The 12,040-nt window shown below is 69.9% G+C and carries 12 protein-coding genes; 6 read left to right on the top strand and 6 right to left on the bottom strand.

Features of this window, described 5'->3' with window-relative positions; genetic code table 11:
• Positions 1-40: 40 nt before the first annotated feature.
• Positions 41-400, top strand: coding sequence for a hypothetical protein (locus BFF77_RS34275; RefSeq protein ID WP_066945149.1), 360 nt, complete (start codon positions 41-43; stop codon positions 398-400).
• Positions 401-404: 4 nt separating this feature from the next.
• Entirely contained in the window at positions 405-1,316 is a 912-nt protein-coding gene (locus BFF77_RS07340) for a hypothetical protein (protein WP_066945152.1), read from the top strand.
• Between the two features lie 271 nt (positions 1,317-1,587).
• On the opposite strand, the gene BFF77_RS07345 is transcribed toward BFF77_RS07340, so the two are convergent.
• The 4 genes from BFF77_RS07345 to BFF77_RS07360 form a co-directional block, all read right to left on the bottom strand.
• On the bottom strand, positions 1,588-2,817 hold the full coding sequence (locus BFF77_RS07345) for a DUF6236 family protein (protein ID WP_141698382.1): 1,230 nt from the start codon (positions 2,815-2,817) through the stop codon (positions 1,588-1,590).
• A 49-nt stretch (positions 2,818-2,866) separates the two neighbouring features.
• On the bottom strand, positions 2,867-4,030 hold the full coding sequence (locus BFF77_RS07350) for a hypothetical protein (protein WP_169922624.1): 1,164 nt from the start codon (positions 4,028-4,030) through the stop codon (positions 2,867-2,869).
• 904 nt (positions 4,031-4,934) lie between these two features.
• Positions 4,935-6,113, bottom strand: a complete 1,179-nt coding sequence (locus BFF77_RS37710) for a sialidase family protein (protein WP_169922625.1) — start codon at positions 6,111-6,113, stop codon at positions 4,935-4,937.
• Entirely contained in the window at positions 6,110-7,033 is a 924-nt protein-coding gene (locus BFF77_RS07360; RefSeq protein WP_079124917.1) for an RICIN domain-containing protein, read from the bottom strand. Before BFF77_RS07360 ends, BFF77_RS37710 begins: the two co-directional genes overlap by 4 nt.
• 502 nt (positions 7,034-7,535) lie before the next feature.
• Between BFF77_RS07360 and BFF77_RS07365 the strand changes: the two genes are divergently transcribed.
• Both BFF77_RS07365 and BFF77_RS07370 read left to right on the top strand, forming a co-directional pair.
• Positions 7,536-7,943 (top strand): YciI family protein, encoded by a 408-nt coding sequence (locus BFF77_RS07365; protein ID WP_066945167.1) that lies wholly within the window; start codon positions 7,536-7,538, stop codon positions 7,941-7,943.
• 39 nt (positions 7,944-7,982) lie between these two features.
• Positions 7,983-9,128, top strand: coding sequence for an RNA polymerase sigma factor (locus BFF77_RS07370; RefSeq protein WP_066945171.1), 1,146 nt, complete (start codon positions 7,983-7,985; stop codon positions 9,126-9,128).
• A 252-nt stretch (positions 9,129-9,380) separates the two neighbouring features.
• Here BFF77_RS07370 and BFF77_RS07375 read toward each other — a convergent pair whose 3' ends face one another.
• Positions 9,381-10,562 carry a glycoside hydrolase family 43 protein gene (locus tag BFF77_RS07375; RefSeq protein WP_245703301.1) on the bottom strand — a complete coding sequence of 394 codons (1,182 nt, stop codon included), beginning with the start codon at positions 10,560-10,562 and terminating at the stop codon, positions 9,381-9,383.
• A 328-nt stretch (positions 10,563-10,890) separates the two neighbouring features.
• Here BFF77_RS07375 and BFF77_RS07380 point away from each other — a divergent pair, with 328 nt between their 5' ends.
• Both BFF77_RS07380 and BFF77_RS07385 read left to right on the top strand, forming a co-directional pair.
• Entirely contained in the window at positions 10,891-11,451 is a 561-nt protein-coding gene (locus BFF77_RS07380; protein WP_066945173.1) for a cysteine hydrolase family protein, read from the top strand.
• 60 nt (positions 11,452-11,511) lie between these two features.
• Entirely contained in the window at positions 11,512-11,757 is a 246-nt protein-coding gene (locus BFF77_RS07385) for a hypothetical protein (protein WP_066945176.1), read from the top strand.
• Positions 11,758-11,784: 27 nt separating this feature from the next.
• Here BFF77_RS07385 and BFF77_RS07390 read toward each other — a convergent pair whose 3' ends face one another.
• The gene (locus BFF77_RS07390) at positions 11,785-12,024 is read right to left on the bottom strand and encodes a hypothetical protein (RefSeq protein WP_066945180.1); all 240 of its coding nucleotides are present in this window, start codon (positions 12,022-12,024) and stop codon (positions 11,785-11,787) included.
• Positions 12,025-12,040 lie beyond the last annotated feature (16 nt).

The raw sequence follows: 12,040 nt of genomic DNA on the forward strand, positions 1-12,040 counted from the left end.
CATTATCGTACTTATCGGTATCGGGCACGTGGGGGAATACGTGACGGGGGCCGGCACGGCGGCACTTGCACGGCTGTGCGAGCAACTCACCGCCATACGTACGATCGCGGACCGACGAGAAGAGCTCCCGGCGCTGGAGCAGGTGCTCAACGCACTGCGCGACGGCGGTGACGTGGCGCAACTGACCGCGGAGGCCGATGAGCTGCTGCGCCGCTGCGGGATCGCCCGCGGCCTCGGAGATCATCGCGACGGCCGCCCGGGCGCCCTTCCCCGTCTGGGCGCCGGCCATCCCGTGGAGGAGGCCCGCGTCTGCCCGACCGGAGGCTGCGACCGGGTGGTGCTCGACCCCGGCGGAACCTGCGAGATCTTCGCCCGGCCGATGCGTCTGGTAAGGCTCTGACCCGGTGACCGCCCTTCTCACCACCCTCGGCGGCAAGATCCCCGACACCTGGGTCTCCCTGCTCCTCCTCCCCGGCCTGCTCTTCACCTCGGTGGCCACCGCCGGGCGGCTGCTGGGCCACAGCCACCCCTTCGACCTCCACCGGCTGCTCCACCGGATCAACGATCTCGCCGGCGATCCCGCTCTGAGCGCCCCGGGCACAGTGGCCCTGGCAACAGTCCTGGCACTGACCGCGTCAGCGGGCATCAGCCTCCTCGCCGCCTCCCTGGCCGGTACGGTCGAACGCCTCTGGCTCGGCGACTGGCCAAGTCCCCTGGCCGGCACCGCCCGAGCCCTGACCCGCCGGCGCGGACATCGCTGGACCACGGCACAGGAGCGCTACCGCACGGCCCTGACGGCAAGGGCACGCCACGCCGTGTCCGGCGGAACCGGCGCCGCCCCACCCGACACCACCGCCCTCAACGAGGCCCGCAACCGCATCTCCCCGGCCCGCCCGCGCCGCCCCACCTGGATGGGCGACCGGCTCGTCGCGGTCGACACCCGGGTCCACGAGGCGTACGACCTCGACCTCGGCTCGGCCTGGCCACGCCTGTGGCTGCTCCTTCCCGACACCCCTCGCAACGATGTACAGGCAGCCCGTACCGCCCTCACCTCCGCAGCCCGCCAGGCCGCGTGGGGAGTGCTCTACACGGTCCCCGCCCTGTGGTGGTGGCCGGCCGCCCTGATCGCTCCCCTCATCTGCGCCGGCGCCTGGCGCAAAGGCCGCCTCGCTGTCGGGTACTTCGCCGAACTCGTCGAGGCCACCGTCGACATCCACGGCCGCGATCTGGCCACCGCCCTCGGCATCTCCTGCGAAGACCGCCTGACCCGGGAGAACGGCCTGGAGATCACCCGCACCCTTCGCAAGGGCACCTGAAACACGCCGGATACCGCTCCCCCCGCACAGAGACCATGGCGACATCGCCGGACCACGACGAAAGCCCCCGGCGGCAAGCCGGCCGACCTGTCCGCCGCGCTCCCCCGCCGGTGTCCTTTCCCGACCGGCGCGCGCACCGCCTGAGCAAGACCTGTCACCGCTTGCGCGCCCGCCCCCGGCGCCTGCCCACCACCGAAGGCGCGGGCCACCCCTTCTGGCGGTACACCCGGCCCGGCGGCTGCCACGCGGCCCCGCTCGCGAGCACCGGGCGTCAGCCACGCGCCGCCGGGCCCGCGATACCGGTCATCCGGTCCAGGGTGCGGGACAGCAGGCGGCGCTGGCTGAGGGCGTTTCCGGTGTGCAGCAGATACGCTGCCGGGCCCGCGGCGGCAAGGGCCGTACCGCGCGCCTGGCGGGAGGTGTGGCCGATGGCGAGCAGCCCGAACCCGGCGGCGACGGCGCCGGCCACGAGCGGCTGGCCGGCGAGCCAGGCGCCGCCCGCCAGCGTCACACTGGAGGGGAGCTGCGTCTTGACGTTGACGGCGGCCGTCGCGGCGCCGAGATTCATCCCGGCCAGGCACTGGCGTAACTCGTCCAGGGGTATGGCAAAACGGTCGTTGACCTCGTTCCGCAGGTAGGCGTCCAGGGTGCGGCCGTCCGGGATGTCCGCCAGGGACGCCAGCTCGGCGGCGGCCTGGCCCACCGCCTGACGGAAGGCGAGGAATTCCCGGCCGTGGCGCCGGCGCAGCCGTACGATCTGCTCGGCGGACACCCGGTCGATGTCCGCGGGCACCACCAGCCCCAGGGCGAGAATGCCGATGCGCTCGGCCAACGACGGCCCGGCCTGCGCAGCCGCCGCCTTCGTAGCCGCATGCGCGGGCGTCCGCAGCAGATACCCGGCCAGCAGATCGGCCGACCAGCCGTTGGCGAGGGCGAACGCGTGTGGCTGGTCGGTGGTCAGCTCCAGGTGGTTCGCCGAGCCGAACTCCTCCGCGAGGCAGCTCATGTACAGGGACACGAAGCGCTCGCGCAGGACCAGCCAGCGCGCGTCCACCTCCTGGGACAGCGTCAGCCGCCCCCGGACCGCCAATCCCGCCTCCACCAGGGCCCGCGTCAGGTCGGGACGCACCTGGCTCTCGTGGAGCGCGGCCAGGCGAGGACGGTGGGGCGCCGCGGCCGAGGTGCCCGACGCGGAGTGGTCGAAGGCGGCCATGTCGCGCTGCTGTACGCGCAGCCCGGACCGCAGGGCATCCTCGTGACCCGTGAGCAGTTCGAGGAAGCGCGGCGCGATGGCGTCCACCGCGACCGCGGGGTCGACGTTCTCGATGAAGCCGGCCTGGTCGGCCAGGACGCGCACGGTCCGCGAGTCACGGACCGCGTAGTCCTCCGGGACGATGCGCACGATGGCCGGCCAGTACAGCGCGGACATCTTCAGCCATCGCTCGTCGCGGACGTGGAAGTACGGGTAGTAGAGGCCGAGGCCGGATGCGGGGCCTGGCACGGTGACGGTCAATCGTCGTCCTCTGGTCTGCGAACCGCGGGGGCCGGTGTTACACGGCCGCCGCGAGCCGGTCGAATTCGGCCCTGTTCCTGTCGAGCTGTGCACGGTAGACGCCGGCGTCCACGTCGAATCCGCGGGTGCGCGCGTACTCCAGGCAGAGCCCCGCGCGGTGCAGGGTCACGACCGTGCGGAAGAGGTCCCTGGCCCGGCGGTCCTCCCCCTCGTCCGAGGCGATCGTGGTGACGTGGTCGCGATTGCTGTTGAGCATGACAGCCTCGATGGTGTGCATCGGCCCGCGACCCGGGCCCGCGGCGCTGTCCTCCGTCATGCCGAGGATCTGGAAGAAGGGGCCGCGCAGCAGCACCTCCTTCTCGTACGCGTACTCCGACAGTCCGTCCACGGGCACGGCGCACATCGACGTGACCGTGCTCGCCGGGAAGGCGGAGCGGTAAGCACCCAGGAGTTCCGGCGGCAGCCCGGCGACATCGATGCTCCAGAGCAGCGGGCGGCGGTCGGGAAAGCGCCTGGCGGTCTCCCAGGCGAAGGCCGTCGCCTTCTCCCGGCTGCGGCTGGCCGACATCATGGCCAGAGGCACCGAGAGATAGCGCTGCTCGACCGGACCCGCGGCGGCCCGGGTGAAGGCCGCCAGCTCCTCGGCGGTGACCGCCATGCCCCGGTAGACGGTGCCCTGGAAATTGTCGGCCGCGCGGTGCGTGTGGCGGTAGTTGAACAGGTCGATGCTCAAAAGCTCCACGAGGAACGCGGCGCTGCGCAGGGCGACGGGATCGCCGGTCAACGACACGGTGCGGAAAGCAGTGTTGATGGTGCTGAAGATACGCTGGTATCCGGCGTCCGAAGTGTAGAGACGGACCGCGCTGTAGTCCTCCGGCTGCGGACCGCCGTCCGCCCGGCGGTCGGCCCAGTCCTTGGTACTGGCGAAAAGTTCCGCCAACTGGCCGTCCAGTTCGGGATCGGCCGCTTCCCCGGAATCCGGATTGACCCGCTCCATATAGGCGCGCAGTTCCGCCATGAAATCGGGATAGCGGTCCCAGTGGATGCGGATGTCGTTGATCGCCCGCCGTACCTCGGACATCCGGCTCTGCACATTCGTCCCGGAAAAGAACGGGCGCCGGTCCTCCAGCATTCCGCTGGTGCACAACGGCTGGAGCTCCGACCACCCGGAAAACCTGCTGAGACTGCGTTCCGCTGCCACGGTCCCTCCCCTCCCGGCCATGCGCTGACCGGCCGCGCGGCTTCGGCCCCCATGGTAGAGGCCGCACCCCGGCAAGGGTGTCGGTATTCGTCCACGCCGAAGGTCCGCCCGTGGCGCATATGACGGAGGCACGAATTCCCAGGGAATGGTGTTCCCGAAAACAGCGGGCGGACGGATTACGACGGCGGTGCTCCCGGCCGGTGTCCCCGCTCGCCGCGGCACTGAGCTTCCGGACGGCCCTGACATCGGCTCCCTCCCTGACCCGGAGCTGACCGGGATGACCGTCCACAACCGGAGGCTCCGGTCCGCGCATTGACCCCGGCGCCGGCACAATGACGCGCGCGGACCTGGCCCGAGCGGGGTGACGCACCACCTGTTCTGGCGAGAGTGAGCGGTCCTCGGGGCAGTCCCGGACAGCTGTTTTGCTTACCGGGGCTGTCCTGAGGCCGACCGTGAGTCGCGCCTCAGGCGGTCAGCCGGCCTCGGCGAACAGCAGCTCGGCGGTCTCCAGCCGGACACGGCTCAGCCCAGCACCTGGGCGGGGGGGGGCGACTTCAGGTGGCCGTAGCGGATCTCGCTCCGAAGAACATGACCCAGCGTGCGAAGCACGTGACGTGCCCCTCGAAAGAGTGCGCCCCGGCCGCAGAGAGCGAAGACTCCTCCCTGCGCCGTCGAGGGTGCCTGAGCGGATCCTTGGCCGGCAGTGCCACTGCACGCTGGAGCTCCGGATGCGCGGCATCGAGGGCATGCAGCAGGCCGCTGTCGAAGCGGAGCAGGCCGCGGACATTGCTCGGCCGTATGCCTGCCACGGACAAGACCGCCCGAAGTCCTCACACCCTGCGGGAACGGCCCCTTTCCCCGCCGGTGCGCCGACGGGAAAAGGGGCCGTTCCGACAGGCGGGTGTCAGGGTGTGTCGGAGATGTCGAGCTTGTTCACCTTGATGCGAGTGGTGTCGTACTCCCAGACGGCCCAGAACTTGCCCGGGGCGTACTCGTCGGCCATGGGGTAGTTGTCCCAGCCTTCGCCGTCGTCGTCGGGCTGATCCGTGTCGCTCTTGCCGTTGGCGAAGGCTTTGCCGGTGCTCCAGGTCCCGAGGCGGCGTTTGGTCTTGTAGTTGAGGATGTCACGGGTGGTACCGGTGTTGTAGATGTAGAGGTATTGGCCGCTGCTGTCGCTGGTGAAGTAGTTCCTGGCGATGTTGTTGCTCGGCAGGTCGGTGTCCGCTATGAAATCGGTCCAGGACTCGCCGCCGTCGCTGCTCACGGACGTCGCGGCGCCGGCCGGAGCATCGCGGGCCACCATGTACAGCAGGTCCTTCGGACGCTCGGCGTCCGACGGCCCTTGGAAGAAGCCGATCTGGTTCTCTCCCGCCGTGAGCGGCCTCCCGTCGATGTGGCCGCCGAGCCGCCAGTTCTGCAGGTCCTCGGAGATCAGCGTCCCGTTCTCCCGCCCCGACGACCAGTACGGCATGACGTACTTCCCGTCCTGCCGCTTGAGCGGACGGCCGGAGAAGACGAGGTTTCTCTTGTCCGGCACGGTGAGGGGGATCTCCTGCCAGGTGTGGCCCTGGTCGGTGCTGCGCTTGAGGATGGTGCCGTTGATCGGAAGACCGTTGTTGTTGATCCCGTCACCGTCGGACTCGGGATCGGTCGAGTCCATGATCGGGGTGCGGCCGAGATAGGCGTACAGCGTGCCACCGGCCTTGTAGAGAATGACGTAGTGCCAGGCCCACTGGTCGGTCTCCTGGGCCAGCGTCTTGGGGCGGCTCCAGGTGATTCCGCCGTCGCTCGTGTACGAGTACCGCATGTAGCCCATGTCCCGGTTGCCGGGCCTGAGACCTTCCCGCCAGACCACGACCGCGTTGTTCTCGCTCGTGCTGATGATGTCGGGGGTACGCGTACCGTCGCCCTTGCTCGCGTGGTTCGTGTAGACGGTCTGCTCGTTCTCCTCGCAGATGCTCTTGGCGCAGGCAGAGGCTGACGCTGAGGCGGCCCCGGAGGCCGAGCCGGGCAGGAGCAGGCCGGCCAGTACGGCCAGCACCACCACGGTCAGTGGAACGGGCCGTGCCCGTCGGCGCGTCACCACAGCCACTGCTCGTTCACGTTGTCCGTGCAGGTCCACTGAATGGCCTCCGTGCCGGCGGTCGGGTTGCTGCTGGGGATGGCGAGGCAGTAGTCGCTCCGTACGTTCCGCAGCCGGTCCCAGCTGTCGTGGATCCAGACCTGGTCGTTGCCGAAGCCGCAGGGCGCCTGTGCGGCCTTCGCGCCCAGGGCCGTGCTGCTGTTCAGGGGGGTGAGGCACTTGCCGCTCGCCTTGTTGATCACCCGGTAGCCGCCGTCCACGGCTTGGAGCGTCCAGTAGTTGCTGTCGCTGTTGCTGCACGCCCACTGGATCATCACGGCGTTGTTGGCCGTGTCGGAGTTGGCGTCGGCCAGGCACAGGCCGGTGGCCATGTTGTAGAGGCGGGCGGAGACGGCCTCGTGGTCGTACCAGGTCCAGCGCTGGTCGAAGCTGTCCGAGCAGGTCCACTGGACGACCTCGGCGCCATTGGCGGTGCTGGAGTCGGGCATGGCCAGGCATCTGTCACTGTGCACGTTCCGCAGCCGGTTCCAGCTGTCGTAGATCCAGATCTGTTCGTCGCTGTTGCTGCACGGCCACTGAATGGCCTGGGTGCCGTTGGCCACGCTGGCGTTGGGCATGGCGAGGCACATCAGGCTGAAGCGGTTGACGACCTGGTAGCGCTCTTCGCCCGGCATCTTGACGAGCGTCCAGTCCTGGTCCGCGCTTTCGCTGCACGTCCACTGGATCAGGCCGGTGCCGCCCGTCGTGCTGGACTTGGGCACGGCCAGGCATCTGCCCGAGTTGAGGTTGTTGAGGTTTCTCCAGTCGTCCTCCGCACTCGCCGGCGTGGAGGACACCAGCGTCCACACCATCGCGGCGGCGAGTACGCACAACGCCATGGCGGCGTTCACGAAGACGCGATTCAGTTTCTTCAGGGGCATGACATCGAGCACCCTTCCGGCTTCACTGCGCATGCGCGGGCTTCGAGTGACAGTCCGAGTGACAAGTGGAAGCGCATGGGGTGACGTGCCAGGGAACACGCAGTCACGGTCGAGCGGTGGGGCGGTGAACCTCTCTGACGCCCGTGTCTCCCGGGTGGGGAGAAAAGTTCGCCGCCGGACAGCCCTCAGGGAGCTGTGGCCGGTGGCACGGGCGGCCAGGATGTATGCGCGGCCTCGGGTCGCACCGCGGGCGCATGCGCCCGTCTCGGCGTCGTTGTCCGGGTCGCCGGGCGGGAGCGACTTGTCCAGGCGTGTACGTTGCCGGTCGATGAGAAACTGGACACGGGCGTGCGGGGTGCGGCGGGTCCGGCGGAGCCGGCAGTTCTCACTCCTACGGCGAGATCCAAAGAATTCGGACGCCGATGTCGAGAACCCGTGGCCGGCTCCGTCCCCGCAGTGAACGCGGCCACAAGGGGCCGCATCAGCACCAAGGAGAAACACGATGGCCAAGTACTTGCTGCTCAAGCACTACCGCGGCGCCCCGGCCTCGGTCAACGACGTACCCATGGACCAGTGGACGCCGGAGGAGATCTCCGCGCACGTGCAGTACATGAACGACTTCGCGGCCCGGCTGGAGAAGACCGGCGAGTTCGTCGACAGCCAGGCACTCGCCCCCGAGGGGACATGGGTCCGCTACGACGGTGAGGGGCGCCCGCCGGTGACCGACGGGCCGTTCGCCGAGACCAAGGATCTCATCGCCGGCTGGATGGTGATCGACGTCGACAGCTACGAGCGCGCCATCGAGCTGGCCGGGGAACTGTCGGCCGAGCCCGGGGCGGGCGGGAAGCCGATCCACGAGTGGCTCGAGGTACGTCCGTTCCTGACCGCGTCGCCCACCATCACGGAGTGACCTCGAAGTGACCACGGAGTGACCGGAGTGACCTCATCGATGGACGGGGCCCTGCTGAGAAGCCTCACGCCGAGCGTGCTCACCGTCCTCGTCCGCCGCGGAGCCGACTTCGCGGCGGCCGAGGACGCCGTGCAGGACGCGCTGGTCGAGGCGGTCCGTGTCTGGCCGGCCGATCAGCCGCGGGACCCGAAGGGCTGGCTGGTCACCGTGGCCTGGCGCAGGTTCCTCGACGCCACCCGGGCCGACACCGCCCGCCGCCGGCGCGAGGACCTGGTCGACGAGGAGCCGGCGCCCGGGCCCGCGCCCGCGGTGGACGACACGCTCCAGCTCTACTTCCTGTGCGCCCACCCGTCGCTGACGCCCGCGTCCGCGGTCGCGCTCACCCTGCGCGCCGTCGGCGGCCTCACCACCCGCCAGATCGCCCGGGCCTACCTCGTACCCGAGGCGACCATGGCGCAGCGCATCAGCCGGGCCAAGCGCACCGTCTCCGGCGTGCGGTTCGACCGGCCGGGCGATGTCGCCACCGTGCTGCGCGTCCTCTACCTGGTCTTCAACGAGGGCTACTCCGGCGACGTCGACCTCGCCGCCGAGGCCATCCGGCTCACCCGGCAGCTCGCGGCCCGGGTCGACCACCCCGAGGCGGCGGGACTGCTCGCTCTCATGCTGCTCCACCACGCGCGCCGCGCCGCCCGGACCGCGCCCGACGGCAGTCTGGTGCCGCTCGCCGAGCAGGACCGCCGCCGGTGGGACACCCGGTTGATCGCCGAGGGCGTGGCGATCCTGCAGGCGGCCCTCGCGCGCGACCGGCTGGGCGAGTACCAGGCCCAGGCAGCCATCGCGGCGCTCCACGCCGACGCGCCCACCGCAGGGGAGACCGACTGGGTGCAGATCGTCGAGTGGTACGACGAGCTCGCCCGTCTGACCGGCAGCCCGGTCGTCCGGCTCAACCGCGCGGTCGCGGTCGGCGAGGCCGACGGACCGCGCGCAGGCCTGGCCGCGCTCGCGGCGCTGGACACCTCGCTGCCCCGCCACACCGCGGTGGCGGCCTATCTCCACGAACGCGACGGGGACCTGGCGACGGCGGCACGCCTCTATGCCGAGGCGGCCCGAAAGGCACCCAACCTCGCCGAGCGCGACCACCTGACGCGCCAGGCAGCCCGGCTCAACACCCGCCGGCTTCACTGACGGGCTCGCCCGACTTCCCGCGGTACCTGACGCGGCCCCGTTGCCCGAGCGGTCGCAACGGGGTCCGGACCTTCTTTGCCGGCGCCTGCATTGCCTGCGCTACTGCGGTGCCTGACATGACGTCAGGCCCGTCGGACCGACACCGCCCGGCCCCTGGCCGGGCCGCATCACGTCGGGGAAAGACCCGGGGTTCGAGAGGCAACCTCTCAGACGCCACCCGGAGGACAACCCTGACAAGTTCCGGGGCGTCTGTCACTCGAAGAACTTGAGGCTGAACCCGACGCTGGTGGTGGCGCCGGGGACGTTCGCCCGGCGGTAAGTGGTGTTGCCCCACCACACGGCCGTGCCGGTGTACCAGTAGCGATTGGACCACGAATACGGTGTGCCCTTGGCGACCGCGTGGAACATGGTCGGGAACCGGTTGCCGGACGGCGGGCCGGCGGCGGCGTCGCCTCGTGGCAGGACGAACGTGTGATGGCCGGGACCGTCGACATTCAGTGTGGGGTCCCAGCCCGGCATCATGGTCGGGGCGTGCGAGCCGAACAGGCACCCGTTGCTCTTGTACCAGTCCCACACGTACGTGGGATCGCCGCCGGACCGCAGCCGCAGGTCGGCGATGCAGTACTGGCTGCTCCAGCTGCCGTTCGCGGAGTACACGATGTGCAACTGCCCGCTGGGGTCGACGATCGGCTGGGGTGCCTCGTTGATGTAGGGGTTGCCGACGACCCGTTCCCACGGCTCGCGCGGCTGCGATATGACGTAACGTCCGCCAGTGGTCGTGGTGGGGCTGCTCATCCGGGCGATGTACAGGTTCTGCTCGACATTGGTGTCGCCGGACCAGCCGGACCACACGAACCAGCGCTGGCCGCCGAAGGTGAACGGCACTCCGTCGATCGCCCACTTGTCATCGGGCAGGGCGACCTTGACGGCGGCGGAATAGCCGGTGTCGGGGCTGGCCGAGCTGATGTGGTACGTCCGGTGGGCCGCACCACGGCCGGCCGCGAAGTAGATGCGGTACTGACCGTCGTGGTGCACGATCTCCGGGGCCCAGACCTCGCCGAGGTTGCCGGTGTCCTGCCACACCTGGTGCTTGGGCGCGGTGGCGACGCCCTCCAGGGTGGACGCCGACCGCACCGCGATGCCGCCGTCCACGGACTTGGCGGAGACATAGAGGTCGCCGACCTTGATGACGCTCGGGTCGGCGCCGCCGACGAGGGGGCGGCCGAGCGTGGACGGCTGATCCGCCGTCACCGCCGTGTCTCTCACCGCCGTGTCCCTCACCGCCGTCTCCCTCACCGCCGTGTCCCTCACCATGGTGACGGCTTCGGCGGGGCCGGCGGTGGTCACGTGCCCGAAGACGAGCGCACCGACGAGTCCGAAGGGGACGGCGCCGGCGAGCCATCGTGCAGGGAACATCAGGTTCCTCTCGATCATGTCCACGACTGAGAGCGCTCTCAGATAATCGTCACACGGTGAGCGGCCGTCAATAGAGGAGCGGTCTCGGGGTGTTGTCTCATGACGTCGGTCCCACGAAGAGGCGCCGCCGTACTTGTCGCCGAACGGCAGGAACATCGAGCCGGCGGGCTTGAGAACGTGCTCGAACCAGCGGAAGGAGCCGGCGCCCGTCCACTGGCCACACCGAAGCCCGCCGGTCGGAACCGGTCCGGCTTACCAAAGGCACGGGTGCCACGGCGGCCAAGACCTGTGCGGGGCGGTCGACAGCGTCGCGTCGCTGCCCAAAGAGGGCCGCTACTGTGAGCCCATGTCACACGCTTCCGCGCTCCTCGTCATCGACATGCAGAACAATCCGGTGGCCATCGCCTACCGGGCCGCCGAGACCGTCGCCGTGATCGCCGGATTGCGCGAACGCGCGAAAGCCGCCGGCGTACCGGTAGTTACGGTCCAGGACCAGGGGGCCGGGATGGAAGCCGGGACCGAGGGCTGGCGCATCGTGCCCGAACTCGCGCCCGCCGCCGACGAAGTTGTCGTCCACAAGACCACCCCGGACAGCTTCCTGGACACCGATCTCGACAAGGTCCTGAAGACGCTGGGAATCACCGAGGTGGTCGTCACCGGATTCGCGACCGAGATCTGCGTGGACACCACCGCGCGGCAGGCGCTGAGCCACCGGTACGACCTGGTGCTGGTCGCCGACGGGCACACCACGTCCGTCCGGCCCGACAGTGGCGAGTACGCCTCGCCGGGGCAGTCGATCGCGCACCACAACGAGATCTTCCGGCACATCGGCTTCCCGGGGCGGAGCATCCGGGTGCTGCCCGCGTCCGAAGTGACCTTCGCCGCAGGTGAGAAGCCATGCGGGTAGGTGTGTGCCGCGAGCGACGGTTGGGGTGCCGGTCCCGGCCGAGTCGCCGTAGTACTCGCAGTGAGGTGGGGGGGCCGCGCGGCCCTCGCCGATGTGCCCGAGCAGATGGCCGAGTTCGAGGCCGGGACCGGAGGGACTCCCGCTTTCGAGCCGACCCGGACGCCGGTCATGTGGGCACTGCCGCCCGGGACGTGGATGGGGACCGACTGGCGGTGCGACCGGTTGGCCGCCGGCGCCCTCTCCGGGAGCGTCCTGCGGGAAGACCCGGAGGGCCCGGACAACGCGTCCGGGCCGGAGGTGATGTGAGCCGCCACTACGCGACCCACACGGCTGCTAATTGCCCGAGTGGTCGATGACGTTGCCGTTGGAGCAGTTGTTCTTGTGGTTCCCGGTCCAGTCGCTGAGCGCGGGCACCACGGCGAGTTCCTGAACGCACACGTCGGCGGCCGTGAAGTTCCAGTTGTTGGCGGCGTTGACGCCGCTGCCGAAGTTCGAGTCGTTGTCGGCGTGGGCGGGTGCGGCCGTACCCAGAGCGGCAAGCACGAGAACCGCGGTGGTGATCATCTTTTCCATGACCAGGAAAACGACT

It is taken from the genome of Streptomyces lushanensis, from assembly GCF_001700515.1.
Taxonomy (GTDB): Bacteria; Actinomycetota; Actinomycetes; order Streptomycetales; family Streptomycetaceae; genus Streptomyces; species Streptomyces lushanensis.

What these genes read in the sequence shown, in the direction of transcription:
- BFF77_RS07375 (WP_245703301.1), bottom strand. Translation starts at nt 10,562, where the DNA reads ATGATCGAGAGGAACCTGATGTTCCCTGCACGATGGCTCGCCGGCGCC.
- BFF77_RS07380 (WP_066945173.1), top strand. Translation starts at nt 10,891, where the DNA reads ATGTCACACGCTTCCGCGCTCCTCGTCATCGACATGCAGAACAATCCG.
- BFF77_RS07365 (WP_066945167.1), top strand. Translation starts at nt 7,536, where the DNA reads ATGGCCAAGTACTTGCTGCTCAAGCACTACCGCGGCGCCCCGGCCTCG.
- BFF77_RS07390 (WP_066945180.1), bottom strand. Translation starts at nt 12,024, where the DNA reads ATGGAAAAGATGATCACCACCGCGGTTCTCGTGCTTGCCGCTCTGGGT.
- BFF77_RS07370 (WP_066945171.1), top strand. Translation starts at nt 7,983, where the DNA reads ATGGACGGGGCCCTGCTGAGAAGCCTCACGCCGAGCGTGCTCACCGTC.
- BFF77_RS07360 (WP_079124917.1), bottom strand. Translation starts at nt 7,033, where the DNA reads ATGCCCCTGAAGAAACTGAATCGCGTCTTCGTGAACGCCGCCATGGCG.